Here is a 21,359-nt window from a genome sequence, read left to right as displayed (position 1 = left end):
TGATTGTGCCCAGGTAAGAAGATTGTCAAGTAAGGAAAAAGTGTTTTTTGAAGATTGATGGATGAGTTCAATGAATTTGTTTGTTTCTTCACTATCCAGATTGTTGTCCTTTTCTAATAAAAGTTCGGATAAACCAATTATTCCGTTGAATGGTCCTTTTAAATCATGTGCTATGATGGAGAAAAATTGATTTTGATCGTCTAATAACTTCTTTACTTGTCTTTCTTTTTCTTCTTGTAATAAAAGTAAATAGCCTACACCGCAATATTCATCATTATAAAAATGATTAAAAAGATGATTTTTTGGGTAGCATCTACAGAATATAGGCTAGTTGTAGTATTAAACAATGGGTAGATGATTCTGAAAATAATTACTAGCAATAGGATACCGTAATTAAAACCAAGAATTCTTTTGAATAAACCACCATTGATTTCTGTTAAGAATCGCCAAGTAGGGATAATAGTGATTAGTAAAATGTTTAAAGAAGCTACCTAAACTCTAATATTACTTGGTGCTTCTAGAGCAACTGTTGTATAAAAGGCTACTAAGTTTACAATAAATAAAACCAATTGTGTATGAAATGCTTTTTTACAATCATCAACATGGCAATTGATTCCAAATAATAACCAGCAAAAACTAAGGTATTTGTGATGATGAATTTGAAAGCATCGAATGAGGTTGTGTCTTTTCTAAGAAAAAAGCTAGCCATGCCAGTGCTAAAAATGTTTTTGATAATCCAAAAATCAATAATTTTTTTCTGGATTCTTTATTATCAAGGGTGTAACGAAAAGTGAAAACTAGAATGGCTAACGTGAAATTGCCCCAAAACAATAGTCCCATTGTATTGCGAATGTCCAATACAAATAATTTCATAAATTGATTTAGTATTTCCATAAAATTAATCCTTGTACATTTTTCACTAAAATGACAAGTTAGGTTTACAAAAATAATTTATTTTGACTAATCAAATAAGTAATAAGTGATTGATTTTAAGTTTTTTTAAAAAAATTAACTTCTTTTAATCTCGCGGTCTAAATAATCTTCTAAAAGTTCAAAAATTATATCTACAGTTAGGATTTGTGTGTCGGGATGATGCTTTAAAAAAGCGGCATTTAGTTCAACTAAATTCTCCAGTCCTGAGATTTCGGGAGTGGAAAAAGCATTGTTGTTAATAGCGTCACGAATTGGATTAACACCTTCTAATTTTCCTTTTAAGAATTTGCCCAATTTTATGTTACTCATCAGGCGTACTTTTTTGCATTGTTCCTGGAATAATTCCAGATGTTTTGGAGCGCCAATTATTTCAAGGCCTTCTTCGATTAATTCGTTCAGTTCTTTGTTCCAACCCGAATTGTATACAAACTGAGCAAAATTCCCCTGAGCGATTTGTGCCGCATAAAAATCCAGATAATAACTCATTAAGGCATCTTCGTGAATGTCTTCATCGTCAATTTTTTCTTCGCGCATCAGGTTTACAATCGAAATGTTGGAGTTGATTACATCCTGAGGATTTTCGCTGTTGGCTGCGCTTTCTGAGATTAAGATACTTCCGAATTCCATGAGTTAAGATTTAAATGGACTGCAAATTTCGATTTTTTGCAACAGATTACACGAGTTTAAATCGGTTTATTTCGATCAAGTTGTAATTTTTTTAAATCCAATTATTTTTTGCAGATTCAAGCAGGTAATTATTAAAGTCTGCCTAAATGTGCAAAATCCAAATTCCTATTTGTTGACTGTATCTGGTAAGGTTTTAATTTAATAGCTTGATTAGAATGTAGATTGGAAGCGCAATCAGTCCAATGTAAAATATTTTCTTACCATGAGCTCTATCTTGGTCTGTATATGAATTGACTGTTTCGCCATTGGGCAGGTTTTTTTTCGAAGTCCATAAGGAATATCCAATGATAATACCAAGAAAACCGCCAAGCAAGGCAAAAGTATATCCAGCAATTATCCAAGGTTTTTGGTTGTTTTCTGGTTCGGCTAATGTTTCTATGCGTTGTTTTTTCAATGCATTGAGTAAATCGATATCAATTGATTTGCCTCTTTTAGTTAAAATGTTTAGCGCTAATTTATAATCAAATTCGCTCCATTCATCTGATTTAAGTAACACCTCATACAGTTCTTCGTCGGTAAAATCAAATAAATAATGGTCGTCTTCTACTTGATTAATTACGTTTTCTACTTCTTTTTCAAGAATTAATTCTGCTTTTTCAAAATCCTCAATAAGAATTTTTATTTCATATTCGTTTAATAGCGTAGTGCCTGATAACGAGGGATCAATAGGAGGAATGTTATCTGTGAGTTGAGTAGTAATGTTGTTTTGTTGTAATAAATTCTCTAATCCTTTAGCTTGAAGAATCGTTGGATATTTTCTAAATACGGAATACTTCTCTGTCATATGATTAATTTTTGCAAATATAAAAAATAATCTTACAATTTTATTTTAATGTTATTTATTTTGTAAGAAATTGTTATTTTATTTCATCGAGAATTATTCAAGTTTATGATTGAGTTCGAATCTTGATTAAAAAAACAGTTTTGTTTTTAATCCATTATTTTCAGAAAATATGTGGCTTTAGGCCAATGTGCCTTTTAGTCAGGACAGCTCCAAATAAAATCCGATGATTTTCAATTGGATTCCTTATTTTTGCGCTCAATAAAATTGAATTATGTTACAAAATCCAGAAAGATATACGATTACAGCGGCTTTGCCATATACTAACGGGCCTATTCATATTGGGCATTTAGCGGGGGTTTATGTTCCTGCTGATATTTATTCGCGTTATTTGCGTTTGCAAAATCGTGATGTTTTGTTTGTGTGCGGAAGCGACGAACACGGAGTTGCGATTTCGATGAAAGCCAAAAAAGAAGGGATTACACCTCAGGAAGTAATTGATAAATACGACGGAATTATCCGTAAATCATTCGCTGATTTTGGAATTGCATTCGATAATTATTCGAGAACTTCATTGCCTATTCACCATGAAACGGCTTCGGATTTCTTTAAAAAGCTATATGATAATGGCGATTTTATCGAAGAAGTAACGGAACAATTGTATGATGCTAAAGCGAATCAGTTTTTGGCAGACCGTTTTGTAACGGGAACTTGCCCTAAATGTGGTAACGAAGAAGCTTATGGGGATCAATGCGAGAAATGCGGTTCGACTTTGAACGCTACCGATTTGATTAATCCAAAATCGACTATTACCGGTGAAACTCCGGTTTTGAAATCAACAAAACACTGGTTTTTGCCATTGGATCGTTATGATGCTTTCCTGAGAGAATGGATTTTGGAAGGTCATAAAAACGACTGGAAACCGAATGTGTACGGACAAGTAAAATCATGGATTGACGGAGGTTTGGAACCACGTGCCGTAACCCGTGACTTAGACTGGGGAATTGATGTTCCGGTTGAAGGCGCCGAAGGTAAAAAGTTATATGTATGGTTTGATGCGCCTATCGGATATATTTCGTCAACCAAAGAATGGGCAGCGAGAGAAGGAAAAGAGTGGGAGCCTTATTGGAAAAATGAAAATACCAAGTTGGTTCACTTTATCGGAAAAGATAATATCGTTTTCCACTGCGTGATTTTTCCAGCGATGTTAAAAGCAGAAGGAAGCTATATTTTACCCGAAAATGTACCGGCAAATGAGTTCCTGAATTTAGAAGGGAACAAATTATCAACTTCTAAAAACTGGGCGGTTTGGCTGCACGAATATTTAGAAGAATTCCCAGATCAGCAGGATGTTTTGCGTTATGCTTTGACTTCGAATGCACCGGAAACTAAAGACAACGACTTTACTTGGAAAGATTTTCAGGCTAGAAATAACAATGAGTTGGTAGCTATTTTTGGTAACTTCATCAACCGTGTTGTGGTATTAACTAACAAATACTACAACGGAATTGTGCCAACTCCAAACGAATTAACAGAAGTTGACGAGCAAACTTTAGCGGAATTACAAGCCTATCCGGCGGTAATTTCGAGTTCACTTGAGCGTTATAGATTCAGAGAAGCTTTAGGCGAGATGATGAATGCAGCTCGTTTAGGGAATAAATATTTGGCAGATGAAGAACCTTGGAAAGTAATTAAAGATAATCCGGAGCGTGTACAAACGCAAATGTATGTGGCATTGCAAATTGCAGCGGCTTTGAGTTCGCTTTGTGAGCCTTTCTTGCCATTTACTGCGGCTAAATTGAAACGTATTTTAAACTTAGACGATGTAAAAATCGATTGGAATACAATAACTGATACTGCTGATGTAATGCCTGCTGGTCACCAAATTGGTCAGACAGAATTACTTTTTTCAAAAATTGAAGACGAAGCAATACAAAAACAAATAGATAAATTGGAAGCAACTAAAACAGCTAATTTGGCTGAAAATAAAAAGGCAGAACCACAAAAAGATTTAATTCAGTTTGAAGATTTTGCTAAAATGGATTTACGTGTTGGAACTATTTTAGAAGCGGAAAAAATGCCAAAAGCGAACAAACTATTGGTTTTAAAAGTAGATACCGGAATTGATGTTCGTACTATTGTTTCTGGAATTGCCGAAAGTTTCAAACCAGAGGATATCATCGGAAAACGAGTTACTGTTTTAGTCAACTTGGCACCAAGAGCTTTACGTGGTGTAGAAAGCCAAGGAATGATTTTGATGACGAATAATGCCGAAGGCAAATTAGTTTTCGTAAATCCGGATGCTGATGGAGTAGGGAATGGAGAGACGATTAATTAATATTATTACCGCAAATTCGCAAATTATTTAAAATACAATTTGCGAATTTTCGGTTACAAATAACTTCAAAGCTTTTGCTTTTTAAAAGGAAAAATAAAGAATTGCTAAGCAAAATTATTTTTCAAATAAATGAAAATTAACAAACCCAAATTAGCCTTAGCAATTGGAATACTATGTATTTCTATCTTTCCTATTTTGGTTCGCTTGCATTTAACTGATGGTTTGATTTCTGCTTTTTACCGTATGTTTATTGCTGCGGTTTTTTTATTACCTTATGTTTTTATTAGCAAACGGTTTCAGCTGCCAGAAGGTCGTTATTTGTTGCTTTCAGTTATTTGCGGAATTATATTCGCTTCTGATATTTCGGTTTGGAATTTTGCGATACAACATTCTAGTGCTACTCAGGCTACTTTACTGGCAAATTTAACGCCTGTTTGGGTGGGTATTGGGTCTTTCTTTTTTTAAAAAACAAACCTAGTACAAATTTTTGGCTTGGAACTATTGTGGCACTTTTTGGTATGTTTGTTTTAGTAGGATTTGAAACCTTTCTCCAGTTTAAAATAGATCTAGCCTTTGTTTTGGCAGTTATTTCAGGAATGCTTTATGCTTCTTATATTTTAATCAGTAAAATTGTTTTAGAAAAACTAGATGTACTTTCATTTATGAGTATTGTTTTGTTCTCCTCCAGTTTGTTTTTGGCTTTAATTTGTTGGGTTTCTGGTGAAAATTTTACAGGTTTTTCCACAGCAGCTTGGTTGGTTTTGTTAATACAAGGATTGATTTGTCAACTGTTGGCTTGGTTAATGATTAGTTATTCTACTCAACATTTGAAGGCTACTAGAGTGTCTTTGAGTTTGTTAGCCCAAGCCGTTTTAACTACATTTTTAGCCTGGATTTTTTTAGAAGAAAAAATGAGTTGGGATAGGATTCTTGGTGCTGTTTTTTTACTTTTAGGAATAGGAATTACCTTTTATAATAAACCATTGTCAATAAAAAAATAAAACTATGTCTTTTAAAGTAATTGCATTTGATGCTGATGATACGTTGTTTGTAAATGAAACCTATTTTTTAGAAACAGAGGAAAAATTCTGTGCTTTAATGAGTGATTACCTTTCGCATCAAGGGCTTTCGCAGGAGCTTTTTAGAATTGAAATCAAAAATTTATCCATATACGGTTATGGAATTAAAGCTTATATACTTTCGATGATTGAAGCCGCGATGACCATATCAAATAATACGATTCCTGTTGAAGTAGTTGGTAAAATTATTGAATACGGTAAGGAATTATTAGAGAAGCCAATTGTGCTTTTGGATGGTGTCGAAGAAACTTTAGAATCTTTGTATGGTAAATACAAATTAGTAGTTGCTACCAAAGGGGATTTGCTGGATCAACGACGTAAATTGCACAATTCAGGTTTGGGGAAATATTTTCACCATATCGAAGTGATGTCGGACAAACAAGAACAGGACTATCTGGATTTGATAAAACGTTTAGAAATTGAACCATCTGAATTTTATATGATTGGGAATTCACTTAAATCGGATGTTTTGCCGGTTTTGAATATCGGAGGGTACGCTGCACACATTCCATTTCATACCACCTGGGCGCATGAGAAGATTGATCATGAAGTGAGGCATGAAAATTTTAGATCTTTTGAAAAAATTACCGAAATATTGGAGTTGTTTAGATAAAAAACTTCATCTTTTATTTCGTTAAATAAAATCCAAAATGGATGTAGACCTTATATTTTAATCCGTTTTTTACTAACTTTACGTAAAGTATAATAATAAAAACCCAATTGTATGTTATTAAAAAATATAGAAAACGCATTAAATAAACAAATTCGCATTGAAGCTGAATCTTCTCAAACTTATTTATCAATGGCTTGTTGGGCTGAGGTTCATGGTTTAGAAGGGATTGCACAATTTATGTATGCCCAGTCTGACGAAGAACGTGCTCATATGCTTAAATTGATTAAATATGTAAATGAACGAGGCGGTCATGCTCAGGTCACCGACTTGAAAGCGCCTAAAACAACTTATACTACTTTCAAAGAAATGTTTGAAGAATTATACAAACATGAGGTTTTTGTTTCTGATTCGATTAACGAATTGGTGCATATTACTTTTTCTGAGAAAGATTATGCAACGCATAATTTCTTGCAATGGTATGTTTCTGAGCAAATCGAAGAAGAAGCTACTGCTAAGAATATTTTGGATAAAATTAACCTTATTGGTGACGATAAAGGAGGTTTGTATTTGTTTGATCGCGACATTCAACAGTTGGCAGTTACCAATTCAACAACGAATAGTCTCAAATAAAAAACGTTAAATTTTATTTAGAATATATAAAAATAACATTTTTTGATTTATATTTGCTTCAGTTTTAAACTGATAGTGAGATGGGCAAAAAAGAAAAAGAGAAAGACAGCAAAAAAAAGAAGAAAGACAAAAAGAAAAAAGAAGCTCTTGTTGTGATCAAAAAAGTGGAAAACTGTAAATCTTCCTGTTGTGAAAAGTTCAAAAAATCAGAAAGCAAACGTTGCAAACGCTGCCCTATGTATGATTTGATTAAAAAAGTAGCCTAAATTTATATATAAAAACCCATTCGTAGCAGCGAATGGGTTTTCTATTTAATGACATTGCTGGTTTAACCGGAAAGTTTTTTTACCGCAAAGGTTACAAAGGATTCGCAAAGTTTTAATAAGTAATAGCGAAGCTTAAACAATTTAAAAAATCATTGCATTCTTAGCGTAAAATCTTTGTGAATTTAGCGGTAGAAAATTATGGTTTTCCTAATAAAAGTAAATCAGAAACTACTACTTCAGTCACATAACGTTTTTCACCGTTTTTATCGTCATAACTGCGGTGTGTTAATTTGCCTTCAATAGCAATTTCTTTACCTTTAGTCACGTATTTTTCAATAATTTCGGCAGTTTTGCCCCAAGCTACTAAACGATGCCATTGGGTTTCTTCTATTTTTTCACCTTTTTCATTTTTATAACTTTCATTAGTAGCCAAAGTAAAATTGGCTAATTTTTTACCTCCATCAAAATTTTTGATTTCTGGATCGTTTCCTAAGTGACCGATTAACTGTACTTTGTTTCTTAATGCATTCATGGCGTATAAAATTTAATTGTTAATATTATTTTTTTAAGTCTTTATTGATATTGTTATTGTCATTGAAATTAACATTGTTTTTGTTTCATTTCAACGAGACAAAGTTGCAACAACAGCCAGCAGTTAGTCGGTAGTTAGTTGTTTACTTTCGGTTGTAAATATTTGTAAGCGTTTGTAAACGGATATTATTTTTTGTATATTGCAGAAAATCAATGAGTTTATGCAGGCAGAAATCAATAAAGTCGAACTTAGAAATTTAAAAATTCAAGACTATAAAGAATTAAAAAATTCCATGATTGAATCCTATCCCGAAATGATAGATGATTATTGGAGGGAATCGGATATTAAAAAATTACTTAAAATATTTCCAGAAGGACAACTGGTTATATTAGTAGACGATATTGTGGTGGGGGCTGCACTCTCACTGATAGTTGATGAAGATTTGGTCGAAAAGAATCATGATTATGCTAAAATTACGGGTGATTATACCTTTTCTACCCATAATCCTAATGGAGAAGTGCTTTACGGAATTGATGTTTTTGTGGTTCCTAAATATAGAGGATTGCGTTTAGGTCGTCGTTTGTATGATGCCCGAAAAGAAATTTGTGAACAATTGAATTTGAAATCGATTGTATTTGCTGGACGAATACCAAATTACGGTAATTATGCCCATGAATTAACTCCTAAGGCATATATTGATAAGGTAAAAAGAAAAGAAATTCATGATCCCGTATTGTCTTTTCAGTTGAGTAACGAATTTCACGTAATGCGTGTAATGCGAAATTATCTGGAAGGCGATCGTAAATCGAAGCAATTTGCCGTTTTGTTAGAATGGAACAATATCTATTATGATGAAAGTCCGCAAATAATTAATACTACAAAAAGTGTTATTCGATTGGGTTTAATTCAATGGCAAATGAGACCTTTAAGAGATTTGGATGCCTTAATTGAACAGGCTGAATTTTTTATTGATGCCGTATCGGGTTATGGAAGTGATTTTGCTGTTTTTCCAGAGCTGTTTATTGCGCCTTTAATGGCAGATTATAATCATTTATCAGAAGCAGATGCTATTCGGGAACTAGCTAAATATTCAGAACCCATTCGCAAAAGATTTCAAGAACTAGCGATTTCTTATAATATCAACATCATTACAGGTAGTATGCCTACTTTGGTAGATGGTGTTTTGTACAATAGTGGTTTTTTGTGCAAAAGAGACGGAACGTATGAAACCTATACCAAAATTCATATCACGCCAAATGAAGTTTTTCATTGGGGAATAACAGGAGGAAACACTATTAAAACCTTCGATACTGATTGTGGCAAAATAGGAATCATGATTTGTTATGATGTAGAGTTTCCAGAACTGTCCCGATTAATGGCCGATGAAGGCATGAATATCTTGTTTGTGCCATTTCTGACCGATACTCAAAATGGTTATACACGTGTGAAACATTGCGCACAAGCCAGAGCCATAGAAAACGAATGTTATGTAGCCATTGCCGGTTGTGTGGGGAATTTGCCAAAGGTGAATAATATGGATATTCAATACGCGCAAACAGCGGTTTTTACCCCTTCCGATTTTGCTTTTCCAAGTAACGGTATAAAAGCCGAAACGACTCCCAATACCGAAATGACTTTGATTGTTGATGTCGATTTAGACTTACTCAAAGAGTTACATGAACACGGAAGTGTCAATATTTTAAAGGATCGCCGTCACGATTTGTACCGAATTAAAAAACTAAAAAGTTAAAGATGCAAGAACAATTATATGATTTAGAACGTTTACGTTTTCCAATAGGCGAATTTCAAAAGCCAAATTTTATAGGTCGTGAAATTTTGGATAAATGGATAACAGCCATTGAAAGTTTCCCAGCTAGAATTCGTTTGTTAACAGCTACTCTTTCAGTAGAAGAATTGGATTGGAAATACCGTCCAAACGGATGGAGTATCAAACAAGTGGTACATCATTGTGCCGATAGTCATTTGAACAGTTTTATTCGGTTTAAATTGGCTTTGACTGAAGAAATGCCAGTAATCAAAGCTTATGAAGAGCAATTGTGGGCAGAATTACCAGATGGTATTTCGAATGATTTAACCGCTTCTTTTCAAATTATTGAGGGAGTCCATACTCGATGGGTGTTGTTGTTAAAATCTTTTGGAGAGGAAGAATTAAAACGGCAATTTATTCATCCCGCTACAAATAAAAGTTTGAGTCTGGACGAAGTAATTGGTATTTATGCTTGGCATAGTAATCATCATTTAGCACATATTGAACAAGCTTTGTTTTACAAGGGGAAATTTTAAAAAATTATGGTAAAAAACTGTTTAGAATGCGGTGAAAAAATTATAGGCCGCGAAGACAAGAAATTTTGCAGCGATGGTTGTAGAAACACCTATAATAATAAGATGAATAAGGATAGCAATAATTTCATGCGCAATGTTAATAACAAATTGCGCAAAAACTATCGTATTCTTACAGAACTTAACACGGATGGAAAATCAAAAGTTTCCAAAACAAAACTGCTTAGTAAAGGTTTTGATTTTGATTTTTTTACCAATATTTTAAAAACAAAAACAGGAAATACATACTATTTCTTGTATGATCAAGGTTATATGTTATTAGAAAATGATATGTATATCCTTGTCAAAAAGGATAATTAAAAAATACCCAATCTACCTAAAAATGAAAAAAGATTTATCCTCAATCGTAGCAATGCTGTTTTTTACAGGGATAATTGCTTGTTTATACCTAAGCCTTATGCCCAGGTGGACAAACAATGATGAAAAACCTTTGGACGAATTTTCGACCAAAAGAGCTATGGTTCATGTTAGTAAAATGAGTCAAAAGCCACATTATGTAGGTGCTGATTATCACAATCACGTGGCCGAATATTTGCAGTTTGAATTAACAAAGTTAGGTTTGCAACCACAATCTCAAGAAGGATATACCTTAACCGAATGGGGAAATCTTACTCAATCGCGTAATATTATTGCTAGAATAGAAGGGACTGGAAACGGCAAAGCCTTGTTGCTGCTTTCGCATTATGATAGCGCACCACATTCGGAATCAAAAGGAGCTAGTGATAATGCTGTAGGTGTTGCTACGATTTTAGAAAGTGTTCGGGCCTTTTTACAAACTAAAACAGCACCTAAAAATGATATTATTATTTTGTTTACTGATGCCGAAGAATTAGGTTTGAATGGCGCTGCTCTTTTTGTAACCCAACACAAGTGGGCTAAGGAAGTAGGTTTGGTATTAAATTTAGAAGCCAGAGGAACGTCAGGCCCTAGTTATATGTTAATGGAAACTAACGAGGGCAATGCAGGAATGGTTAAACAATTTGATGAAGCTAGTCCAAGTTTTGCAGTTTCTAATTCGTTAATGTATAGCATCTATAAAATGCTGCCTAATGATACGGATTTGACCGTTTTTAGAGAACAAGGACAAATTCAAGGGTTTAATTTTGCTTTTATTGATGGTCATTACAATTATCATACAGCCCAAGATGATGTGAAGCACCTAGATAGGAATTCGCTAGCGCATCAAGGTTCTTATTTAATGCCTCTATTACACTATTTTTCCAATAGTAATTTAAATGAGCTTCAATCAGCAGAAGATGAAGTCTATTTTACCATTCCTTTTAGTTTTATCAGTTATCCTTTTAGTTGGGTAGTTCCTATGTTGATTGTAGCTACTGTATTGCTGTTGTTTTTTATCTTTTTAGGGATAGCCAAAAGAATTTTGACCGTTCCCAAAATGCTTTCGGGTTTTGTTCCGTTTTTAGGAACGATGTTTACAGCCGCTTTGCTCACTTTTTTAGGATGGCAAATTTTGCTACAAGTTTATCCACAATACAATGATTTACTCAATGGATTTACCTACAACGGTCACGATTATATTGCTGCTTTTGTATTTTTAAGTGTCGCAATCGCTTTTGCTTTTTATCATTTTTTTGCCCCAAATAAAATTACAGCCAATCATTTTGTGGCTCCATTATTTATTTGGTTATTTCTTAATGGCGCCATTGCTTTTGGTTTGCAAGGCGCTGGTTTTTTAATCATTCCTCTTTATTTCGGGATTTTTACCTTTGGGTTTTATATTCTTACTCAAAAATACAATCCAATCTTAAATCTAGTACTTTGTATTCCGGTTTTATGGATTGTGGTGCCTTTTATCCAAATGTTTCCAATAGGTTTAGGATTGAAAATACTATATGTAAGCGCAATACTCACTGCACTTTGTTTTGGTTTGCTTTTAACTGTTTTGGGAAATTTTGTTCAAAAAAGAACTTGGTCGGTACTTTTTCTTTTGGTTTCTATAGGCTTTTTTGCGAAAGCGCACACCGAATCCGAATATGAAAAAGGCAAAGCCAAATCAAACAGCTTAGTTTACCTTTATGATGCCGATACGAATTATGCCCAATGGCTTACTTATGATAAAAATTTAGATTCCTGGACTAAAAGTTATCTGGGTGAAAATCCACAAGAGCCAAAAGGGCTAGAAGCTATTCCGCTTTTTAGCAAATATGATACACAATTCACCTATTCAAATTCAGCGCCAATACAAAAACTTGCCGAACCTACCATCGAATTTTTGAGAGACAGTATTGCCGATAGTCGACGTTATTTGAAAATTAGAATTTCGCCCAATCGGAAAGTGAATCGCTATGATATTTTTGCCAATGAAAAAATGGATTTGTATAATATAAGGGCTAATGGTGTGGCACATTTGGAACAAAAAGGGAAAATTTATAAAAGGGAAGGGAAACGATTGTTGAGTTACTATGTAGTGAATAATGCGCCCTTAGACTTGGAATTTAATATCAATGTGAAAACAGTTATGGATATGCAATTAGTAGAAAGTTCCTTTGATTTGATGCAACATACAATGTTTAACATTCGTAAACGCGCTGATTGGATGATGCCAACGCCTTTTGTACTTACAGATGCTATTGCGATTAAAAAATCTATTCGTCCAAGCGGAAGAGTAATTCAGGATACGGTGCCTGTTATTGTGTCTAAGATGAAATATAGGAAACCAATTAGAGTTGAACAAGTCTCGGTAGTTGATAGTATTAATTGAATAAGATAGTGAAACAAAACCAGACAATATCTCAAGATTGTCTGGTTTTGTTTTTTATGAAAACAAATGTTTTTTATCCAAAAAGCATACTTGCCACATCTTCAATTTTAGCGACTAATTCGATTTTGATGCCTGTGTTTTTTAAGGCTATTTTATTGTATTTAGAAACAAAAATGGTAGAGAATCCCAATTTTTCAGCTTCCTGAATGCGTTGGTCTACGCGGTTTACGGGTCTAATTTCGCCTGAAAGACCTACTTCACCCGCAAAACAGAAACCTTTATCCACCGGAATATCCTCATTCGAAGATAAAATAGCGGCTACAACAGCCAAATCAATAGCCGGATCATCTACGGTAATTCCACCTGTGATGTTTAGGAAAACGTCTTTGGCACCTAAACGGAATCCAGCTCTTTTTTCCAAAACCGCCAGAATCATATTCAGACGTTTAGCATTATAACCTGTGGTGCTGCGTTGTGGCGTTCCATAAACAGCGGTACTTACTAAGGATTGGATTTCAATCATCAGTGGGCGCATGCCTTCGAGTGTGGTAGCAATAGCAGTTCCTGATAATTCTTCGTCTTTGTGCGAAATCAATATTTCCGATGGATTGGAGACTTCTCTTAATCCGCTGCCTAGCATTTCGTAAATTCCAATTTCAGAAGTAGAACCAAAACGGTTTTTTAGGGAACGAAGAATGCGATAAATGTGATTTCTGTCGCCTTCAAATTGCAGAACCGTATCTACCATGTGTTCCAGTATTTTGGGTCCAGCGATGTTGCCGTCTTTGGTTATGTGACCAATTAAGATTACGGGAATATTGCTTTCTTTGGCAAACTTAATAAGTTCGGCAGTGGTTTCTCTAATTTGCGAAATACTTCCCGCCGTCGACTCGATATAATCGGTATGCAGGGTTTGAATCGAATCGATAATGACGATTTCAGGTTCAATGGCTTCAATTTGTTTGAAGATGTTTTGCGTTTTAGTTTCAGTCAAGATGTAGCAATTGTCGCTGGAAGGAGTAATTCTTTCCGCACGCATTTTGATTTGCTTCTGACTTTCTTCGCCCGAAACATACAACGTTTTATAAGGTAGTTTTAATGAAATTTGGAGTAAAAGCGTACTCTTTCCAATTCCAGGTTCACCGCCTAACAGCGTTAAAGAACCGGGTACGATTCCGCCACCCAATACGCGATTCAATTCGGCATCAGTTGTGTCCATTCGGATTTCCTGAGTCGAATCAATTTCAGTTATTTTTAAAGGTTTGGGTGCTCTATTGCTTGGAGTTGGTTCACTTTTCCAGGCAACCTTATCTTGTTTTTGAATGATTTCTTCGGCAATGGTATTCCATTCTTTGCAGGCGTTGCATTGGCCTTGCCATTTAGCATAGGAAGTACCGCAACTCTGACAGAAAAAAGAGGTTTTAACTTTTGACATTATTTTTTTACACTTAAACTTTTCAAATCTTCATACTTATTGTACATCATTTCCTTGGTCAAATCGCCAATTTCTTCTAATTGGGAAGCGCGTTGGTATTTGTTAGCTGCATTTTTGTTATCGCCTAGTTTTTCAAACATAAGGCCCAATTCATAGTCGGCAAGCATTGATTTAGGATAGTTTTTATTGGCTAATTGCGATAATTTTTCTAATTCTTCGTAGGCTTTGTTTTTTAAAATGGCGGCTTCGATTGCTTTGAAATCATTTATGCGAATGGGATTGTTTAGTCCTAGTTTTTGTTCCGAATTTTCATATTTCTTGATAAGGTAATCTACATAACCTGATGGTAGAATTACAATTTTTTCTGAGAATTCGGTAGAAGAAATAGGTTTGTAGCTATCAAAAATTTGGTACAAGGCATTAGGAATAGAATATAAAACTAATGAATAGTGCGAGGCATTATTGAATTTGTCGTATTGGTAATTGACTAAAGGATTTTGAATGGCCGTTGCTTTGATATTAGCGTCTAATTCTTCTATAGGTTGTCGCAGTTGCTTGATATCCCCATCGGCAGAAGACTGATAGTAAAAAATATTTTTTTTAGTATTGTTTAATGTGGTAGGAACTTGACTTACCATATCTGAAGATAATTCAGGGCTTAAGGAGATATAGGCGTTAAAATAAGAGTTTTCGCGATACAAGAAGAAGTTTAGAAATCCAGCCGTAACGTCGTGACCTGCAATTATTCGAAAAGGTGCTAAACGATATTTTTTTTCTGCAAAAGGCATCATTTCTTCTACTATAAAGTTATAGAAAGCAGCCGATCTTTTAGTAGGGGTTCCTTGCGCCTCATCGAAAGCACAATCACTCACTCGGCTGTTTTTTTGATGGATGCCTATAATAATGGTTTCTGGTAAATCATCCCAATATTCGCCATAATGCAAGGCGCCTTGAAAAGGGTCAAATAAATAATCGCCATCTAGAAGTACTAAAACGGGGTATCTTTTCGTGGGGTTACTTTCGTAGGAACTGGGAAGATTTATGGATATTTCTCGGGTTTCTCCCAAATGGTTTGATTTGATTAATTCGGTTTTTTTTTGCGAAAATGCTACAATCGAAAAGAAAAATAATAGTAGTGCTTGTTTCATGATTTGGGGAAGTTTTTAGATGAACATTCAGAACGACAAAGCAAGATACTAAAATTTAGTGAAAGTAAAATTTATACTATAAAAACAAAAAGCGCTTCTAAAGAAACGCTTTCTGTCAATTTTTTAACCTTTACTTATGTTAGTGAATTGTCTTTTTCGTTTGGAAAAATAATCCAAGGCTGGAAAGTTTTGGCTTCTTCAAAGTCCATGGTTGCATACGATATGATAATGATGATATCGTCTTTTTGTACTTTTCTAGCTGCTGGACCATTCAGTGTTATTTCGCCTGAATTTCGCTCTCCTTTTATGGCATAAGTGTCAAAACGTTCTCCATTATTGATGTTAACAATAGAAACTTTTTCTCCTTCAATAATATTAGATGCTTCTAATAAGGTTTCATCGATGGTAATACTACCAATATAATTTAAATCGGCGCCAGTTACTTTTACCCGATGAATTTTTGATTTTAAAACTTGAATTTGCATGGCACAAAAGTAAATTATTTTAGTGAAATGGTATCAATCAATCGAATATTATTCACAAAAACGGCAATAAATGCACGATAATTTTTATCTTTTAAAATGGTTGAACAAGGAATAAGCGTTTCTTCGTCAGCGATTTCAAAATATTCCAAATCAAACATTGTATTCGGGTCAAAAACCGATTTGACCCATTGTTTTACTTCTTCACAACTTAGGGTTTTAAATTGTTCTTTGGCTTCTAATAAGGTTTTGTAAATAATAGAAGCTTTGTCTCTTTCTTGGGTTGTTAATCGTTCGTTTCGGGAACTCATAGCAAGTCCATTAGCTTCTCTGAAAATAGGACAACCAATGATTTTTACGTCTAAATGGTTTTTGCTAACCATTTTTTTAACAATTTGTAATTGTTGGAAATCTTTTTCGCCAAAGTACGCATTTGTAGGTTTTACAATTTCGAAAAGACGTTTTACAATGGTTCCTACTCCATTAAAATGACCAGGTCTGAATTTGCCTTCCATTTGATTTTCGAGTCCGTCGTAATCAAAATTTTGAGAAACTACATTTCCTTCGTAGATGTCATCTACTGAAGGTGCGTATACAATAATCGATGGGTCTAAAGAAGCAATTTTTTTAGTGTCTTCTTCTAGGGTTCTAGGGTATTTTTCTAAATCCTCGGGATTATTAAATTGGGTAGGATTAACAAAGATACTAACCACAGTATGCTGGTTTTCTGCTAGAGATTGTTGCATTAGGGAAAGATGACCTTGGTGGAGCGCACCCATTGTAGGAACAAAACCAATAGTGGAATCAGTCGATTTAACCGAATTTAAAAATTCAACTAAAGCTACTTTTCCATAGAAAATAGGCATGGTAATTTTATTAAAATTGAGTGCAAACATAATATATTAGTTAATAACTGCATAAAATTTTGTAATTTTGCGTGGTTTTTATTACCAACAAACTAACTAAATTGCAATATGAAAGATAAGAGGATATTATATGTATCATCTGAAGTGGTGCCGTATTTGGCTGAAAATGAGGTTTCTTTAATGTCTTATGATGTTCCTAAGATGGTAAATGACCAAGGGGGACAGATTCGAATTTTTATGCCTAGGTATGGTAATATCAACGAAAGAAGGCACCAATTACATGAAGTTATTCGTCTTTCAGGAATGAATTTGGTAGTAAATGACTTAGATATGCCTTTAATTATCAAAGTGGCATCAATTCCAAAAGAAAGAATTCAAGTATATTTTATCGATAATGATGAATATTTTAAAAGAAAAGCCACATTTGCCGATGAGGATGGGAAATTATACCCTGATAATGATGAGCGTGCTATCTTTTTTGCTAAAGGAGTTGTCGAGACAGTTAAAAAATTAAATTGGGTACCAGATATTATACATGTTCACGGTTGGATGGCTGCCATGTTGCCGGTGTACATGAAGCATTTTTATAAAAATGAAGCCTTGTTTTCTGACACTAAGATTGTTACTTCTGTTTATGGGCAATCATTTGATGGTACTTTAGATGTTGAAATGATCAACAAAGTAAAATTAGATGGAGTTCCGCAAGAGTCGGTTGATATGTTATCAACACCTGATTATGAGAATATTATAAAAGCAACTGTAATGCATTCGGATGGTGTTATTATTGCTTCTTCGAATCTTAGTTCAAGTTTAACAAAATTTATTGAAACTTCAGGGAAACCTTTTTTACCTTTCGTCCCTAAAGATGCTTTTGCTGAGGCATATAATAATTTTTATAAAGAAATGCTTTAAACCCAATTTTTTAGTATCAAATATGCGCAATAATTCTATTATAAAGATATTTTTTCTTGCAATCACTGTTGTTTTTTTTACTTCCTGTGATAAAGATTTTAACACCTTAGGAGGGGACTTAATTGGTGATGAACATTTTGGATTAGTACATGATAGTATTAATGTTCTTTCTTATAATCAAAATATTGGTCCAGTTCAATCTAATAATTTGCCTGTAAATCCTTTGGGGATTTATGAGGATGATGTTTTTGGGACTACCGAAGCAAGTTTTGCAACTCAGGTTGTTTTGGCTTCTGTAAATCCTACTATTGGCAATAATGTTGAGATTGATAGTGTGACTTTGTCGATTCCTTATTTTAGTCATATAGAATCTACTAATGCAACAACTGGAAATAGTACTTATGTTTTAGATTCTATTTATGGTTCAGCCGATGAGAATAAAAGAGCTATTAAATTAAGTGTTTATGAAAACGGTTATTTTATGAGGGATTTAGATCCTGTAACCGGTTTTTTGGAATCACAAAAATATTATACAAACCAAGGGAGTGATTTTGATGCTTTAAAAGGTGGTGTAAGGTTAAATGATGGTGTTGTTGCTCAAAATGATGCTTTTTTCTTTGATAAAAGTGAAATTAAAAATACAACGACTACTACAACTGATGGTAAAGAAGTTAAAACAACTACAAAGACTGCTCCGGCTATGCATTTGGCTTTGAATAAAACTTATTTTAAAACCAAAATTATTGATGCAGCAGCCTCTGGGAAATTAATAACTAATGATGTTTTTAAAAATTATTTCAGAGGATTGTATTTTAAAGTTGAGAAATCCGGTGCTAGTCCAGGTCAATTATCGATGATGAATTTTAAAGCAGGAACGGTTACTATAAATTACAAGGAAGATTTAGTTACTACAGTAAACGGTCAGTCTACAACGACAAGAGTAGCTAAATCTATCGTGCTTAATATGACTGGAAATACTGTTAGTTTGGTTAAAAATACTAAGAAAACACTTTACGAGGATGCGATCACCACTAACGTTAATAAAACAGCAGGGGATAGTCGATTGTATGTAAAAGGTGGTGAAGGTGCAATGTCTGTTTTAGAACTTTTTGATAAAACAGATGTTTTAGGTTATGATGCTAGTGGAAATGTTTCGAACGTTCCTAATAATATTCCTGATGAATTGGATGAATTAAGACGTATTGATCCTCTTACTAAAAGAACTAAAATGATCAATGAGGCTAGTTTAGTTTTTCATGTAGACAAGGCAGCTATGGGAACTACTAAATTACCTAATCGTATTTATTTGTATGATTTATCGAATAGTACGGTTTTATTAGATTATTTGAATGATTCTTCAACGGGAACTAATGCAAAAAATGGTCAGCTTATTTTTGGAGGGCAATTGCAAAAAAGTACTGATGGGGAGTATTATTATAAATTTAGAATTACAGAACACATTCGAAATTTAGTTAAAAATCTTTCTTCAAAAAATGTAAAGTTAGGTGTTGTAGTTACTGAAGATATTCGAAATACGACTATGAACGCTTTGTTTTCAAAGTTTACTTTGAACGATCAAAATGAAATTTTTAAAATCCCACAGGCATCAGTATTAAATCCACTTGGTGTGGTGCTTTACGGAGGAGCGGCATCTGTTCCAGACGCAAAAAGATTGAAGTTGAAAATTTATTACACAAAACCTAATTAATAGAAATTTATGTGTGGAATAGTTGGTTATATAGGTCACAGAGAAGCTTATCCTATAGTTATCAAAGGTCTTAAAAGACTGGAATATCGCGGTTATGATAGTGCTGGAGTAATGGTGTATGATGGTGCGATTAAAGTTTGTAAAACAAAAGGTAAGGTAGTTTCTTTAGAGGAGCGTGCTTTGCAAGAAATTGATACTAAGGGAACTATTGGAATAGGCCATACAAGATGGGCAACTCATGGGGTTCCTAATGATGTGAATTCGCATCCTCATCTTTCAAATTCAGGTGAGTTAGCTATAGTGCATAACGGAATTATTGAAAATTACGCGCCATTAAAAGAAGAGTTAATAAAGCGTGGTTACGTCTTTCATTCAGATACTGATACAGAAGTATTAGTTAATTTAATTGAAGAAGTTCAAAAGAATGAAAAAATCAAGTTAGGCAAAGCGGTTCAGTTAGCGCTTAATCAAGTAGTGGGTGCTTATGCAATTGCTGTTTTTGACACAAAGAATCCAAGTGAAATTGTTGCTGCTCGTTTAGGAAGTCCTTTGGCAATTGGTGTTGGAGAAGGAGAGTATTTTATTGCTTCTGATGCTTCACCTTTTATTGAATATACTTCTAATGCTGTTTATCTTGAAGATGGCGAGATGGCTAATATTAGTTTGAAAAAACCAATCAAGATTAGAAAGATTAAAGATGATAGTTTGGTAGATCCTTATATTCAAGAGCTTCAAATGAATTTAGAGCAAATTGAAAAAGGAGGTTTTGATCATTTCATGTTGAAAGAAATCTATGAGCAACCAAATGTTATCAAAGATACTTATAGAGGAAGATTGCATGCAGATAGGGGTATTGTTCAAATGTCGGGAATTGAAGATAATTTAGAGAAATTCCTAAATGCAGAAAGAATAATTATCGTAGCTTGTGGGACTTCATGGCATGCAGGTTTAGTTGCTGAATATATTATTGAAGAATTCGCTCGTATTTCTGTAGAAGTAGAGTATGCTTCGGAATTTAGATATAGAAATCCAATTATTAAGCCTACAGATGTTGTTATAGCTATTTCTCAATCAGGTGAAACGGCCGATACAATGGCAGCTATTAAATTAGCTAAAGAACATGGTGCTTTTGTTTTTGGAGTTTGTAATGTGGTAGGTTCTTCTATTTCAAGAGAATCTCACGCAGGAGCTTACACGCATGCCGGACCAGAAATTGGTGTAGCATCTACAAAAGCGTTTACAACTCAAATTACTGTATTGACAATGTTAGCTTTGCGTTTAGCTAAAGCAAAAGGGACTTTGTCGCATTCTGATTTCCATAGGTATTTATTGGAATTAGAATTAATACCAGAAAAAGTAAAAGAAGTATTAGAAACCGCCGAGAAAACAAAAGAAATTGCTGCAGCTTTCAAAGATGCGCCTAACTGTTTGTATTTAGGTCGTGGTTATAATTTCCCAGTAGCATTAGAGGGTGCCTTGAAGCTTAAAGAAATATCATATATTCACGCTGAGGGTTATCCAGCAGCCGAAATGAAACATGGTCCAATCGCATTGATTGATGAGCAAATGCCAGTTATTATCATTGCGCCTAAACAAGGACACTATGATAAGATTGTAAGTAATATTCAAGAAATAAAATCACGAAGCGGTAAAATTATTGCAGTAGTGACAAAAGGAGATACTCAGGTTAGAGAATTAGCTGATTATGTAATTGAAATTCCTGAAACTTCAGATGCATTATCCCCCTTGATTACAACAATACCATTACAGTTGTTGTCTTACTATATCGCTGTATTTAGAGGTTGTAATGTGGATCAGCCACGTAACTTAGCTAAGTCAGTTACAGTGGAATAAATTTTGTAATTA

Annotated in this window: 19 protein-coding genes and 2 pseudogenes; 12 read left to right on the top strand and 9 right to left on the bottom strand. The window is 34.0% G+C overall.

What is annotated here, in order from left to right:
* Positions 1–51: 51 nt before the first annotated feature.
* From P5P90_RS14350 to P5P90_RS08880, 4 genes and pseudogenes are all read right to left on the bottom strand, one after another.
* Positions 52–138, bottom strand: a pseudogene (locus P5P90_RS14350) (hypothetical protein); the annotation flags it as partial.
* A 498-nt stretch (positions 139–636) separates the two neighbouring features.
* A complete protein-coding gene (locus P5P90_RS08890) occupies positions 637–894 on the bottom strand; it encodes a hypothetical protein (RefSeq protein WP_278034367.1) in 258 nt (85 codons plus the stop codon).
* Between the two features lie 114 nt (positions 895–1,008).
* On the bottom strand, positions 1,009–1,560 hold the full coding sequence (locus P5P90_RS08885) for a DMP19 family protein (protein ID WP_278034366.1): 552 nt from the start codon (positions 1,558–1,560) through the stop codon (positions 1,009–1,011).
* A 193-nt stretch (positions 1,561–1,753) separates the two neighbouring features.
* Positions 1,754–2,404 carry a hypothetical protein gene (locus tag P5P90_RS08880; RefSeq protein WP_278034365.1) on the bottom strand — a complete coding sequence of 217 codons (651 nt, stop codon included), beginning with the start codon at positions 2,402–2,404 and terminating at the stop codon, positions 1,754–1,756.
* Between the two features lie 271 nt (positions 2,405–2,675).
* Here P5P90_RS08880 and metG point away from each other — a divergent pair, with 271 nt between their 5' ends.
* The 5 genes and pseudogenes from metG to P5P90_RS08855 all read left to right on the top strand — a co-directional run bounded on the left by metG (position 2,676) and on the right by P5P90_RS08855 (position 7,327).
* Positions 2,676–4,739: a methionine--tRNA ligase gene (gene metG / locus P5P90_RS08875; protein WP_278034364.1), complete on the top strand. Its 2,064-nt coding sequence runs from the start codon at positions 2,676–2,678 to the stop codon at positions 4,737–4,739.
* A 129-nt stretch (positions 4,740–4,868) separates the two neighbouring features.
* Positions 4,869–5,740 (top strand): annotated as a pseudogene (locus P5P90_RS08870) (DMT family transporter).
* A gap of 4 nt (positions 5,741–5,744) precedes the next feature.
* Positions 5,745–6,431, top strand: coding sequence for an HAD family hydrolase (locus P5P90_RS08865; protein ID WP_278034363.1), 687 nt, complete (start codon positions 5,745–5,747; stop codon positions 6,429–6,431).
* A 111-nt stretch (positions 6,432–6,542) separates the two neighbouring features.
* Complete coding sequence (locus P5P90_RS08860) at positions 6,543–7,061, top strand: ferritin (RefSeq protein WP_278034362.1); 519 nt, start codon at positions 6,543–6,545, stop codon at positions 7,059–7,061.
* Positions 7,062–7,141: 80 nt separating this feature from the next.
* Complete coding sequence (locus P5P90_RS08855; protein ID WP_278034361.1) at positions 7,142–7,327, top strand: hypothetical protein; 186 nt, start codon at positions 7,142–7,144, stop codon at positions 7,325–7,327.
* A 196-nt stretch (positions 7,328–7,523) separates the two neighbouring features.
* On the opposite strand, the gene P5P90_RS08850 is transcribed toward P5P90_RS08855, so the two are convergent.
* Positions 7,524–7,859 carry a single-stranded DNA-binding protein gene (locus P5P90_RS08850; RefSeq protein WP_278034360.1) on the bottom strand — a complete coding sequence of 112 codons (336 nt, stop codon included), beginning with the start codon at positions 7,857–7,859 and terminating at the stop codon, positions 7,524–7,526.
* A 220-nt stretch (positions 7,860–8,079) separates the two neighbouring features.
* Between P5P90_RS08850 and P5P90_RS08845 the strand changes: the two genes are divergently transcribed.
* From P5P90_RS08845 to P5P90_RS08830, 4 genes are read left to right on the top strand one after another with little or no spacing between them, the layout of a single operon-like run.
* Entirely contained in the window at positions 8,080–9,609 is a 1,530-nt protein-coding gene (locus P5P90_RS08845; protein WP_278034359.1) for a carbon-nitrogen hydrolase family protein, read from the top strand.
* 2 nt (positions 9,610–9,611) lie between these two features.
* Positions 9,612–10,163 carry a YfiT family bacillithiol transferase gene (locus P5P90_RS08840; protein ID WP_278034358.1) on the top strand — a complete coding sequence of 184 codons (552 nt, stop codon included), beginning with the start codon at positions 9,612–9,614 and terminating at the stop codon, positions 10,161–10,163.
* 6 nt (positions 10,164–10,169) lie between these two features.
* On the top strand, positions 10,170–10,520 hold the full coding sequence (locus P5P90_RS08835; RefSeq protein WP_278034357.1) for a hypothetical protein: 351 nt from the start codon (positions 10,170–10,172) through the stop codon (positions 10,518–10,520).
* Positions 10,521–10,542: 22 nt separating this feature from the next.
* Positions 10,543–12,942 carry a M28 family peptidase gene (locus tag P5P90_RS08830; protein WP_278034356.1) on the top strand — a complete coding sequence of 800 codons (2,400 nt, stop codon included), beginning with the start codon at positions 10,543–10,545 and terminating at the stop codon, positions 12,940–12,942.
* Between the two features lie 73 nt (positions 12,943–13,015).
* Here P5P90_RS08830 and radA read toward each other — a convergent pair whose 3' ends face one another.
* The 4 genes from radA to panC all read right to left on the bottom strand — a co-directional run bounded on the left by radA (position 13,016) and on the right by panC (position 16,903).
* The gene (radA, locus tag P5P90_RS08825) at positions 13,016–14,377 is read right to left on the bottom strand and encodes a DNA repair protein RadA (RefSeq protein ID WP_278034355.1); all 1,362 of its coding nucleotides are present in this window, start codon (positions 14,375–14,377) and stop codon (positions 13,016–13,018) included.
* Entirely contained in the window at positions 14,377–15,525 is a 1,149-nt protein-coding gene (locus tag P5P90_RS08820) for an alpha/beta hydrolase (RefSeq protein ID WP_278034354.1), read from the bottom strand. Before P5P90_RS08820 ends, radA begins: the two co-directional genes overlap by 1 nt.
* Positions 15,526–15,659: 134 nt before the next feature.
* Positions 15,660–16,010 (bottom strand): aspartate 1-decarboxylase, encoded by a 351-nt coding sequence (panD, locus tag P5P90_RS08815; RefSeq protein WP_278034353.1) that lies wholly within the window; start codon positions 16,008–16,010, stop codon positions 15,660–15,662.
* 14 nt (positions 16,011–16,024) lie between these two features.
* Entirely contained in the window at positions 16,025–16,903 is an 879-nt protein-coding gene (panC, locus tag P5P90_RS08810; protein ID WP_278034352.1) for a pantoate--beta-alanine ligase, read from the bottom strand.
* 78 nt (positions 16,904–16,981) lie between these two features.
* On the opposite strand from panC, the gene P5P90_RS08805 reads away from it, so the two are divergent.
* From P5P90_RS08805 to glmS, 3 genes are read left to right on the top strand one after another with little or no spacing between them, the layout of a single operon-like run.
* Entirely contained in the window at positions 16,982–17,785 is an 804-nt protein-coding gene (locus P5P90_RS08805) for a glycogen/starch synthase (protein WP_278034351.1), read from the top strand.
* Between the two features lie 22 nt (positions 17,786–17,807).
* Positions 17,808–19,493, top strand: coding sequence for a BamH family beta-barrel-assembly machinery protein (bamH, locus tag P5P90_RS08800; protein WP_278034350.1), 1,686 nt, complete (start codon positions 17,808–17,810; stop codon positions 19,491–19,493).
* Positions 19,494–19,502: 9 nt separating this feature from the next.
* Positions 19,503–21,347 carry a glutamine--fructose-6-phosphate transaminase (isomerizing) gene (gene glmS, locus P5P90_RS08795; RefSeq protein WP_278034349.1) on the top strand — a complete coding sequence of 615 codons (1,845 nt, stop codon included), beginning with the start codon at positions 19,503–19,505 and terminating at the stop codon, positions 21,345–21,347.
* The last annotated feature ends 12 nt before the right edge of the window (positions 21,348–21,359 follow it).

Source organism: Flavobacterium nitratireducens, from assembly GCF_029625335.1.
GTDB classification, from domain to species: Bacteria; Bacteroidota; Bacteroidia; order Flavobacteriales; family Flavobacteriaceae; genus Flavobacterium; species Flavobacterium nitratireducens.
This window is presented reverse-complemented; position numbering and strand designations above follow the sequence as displayed.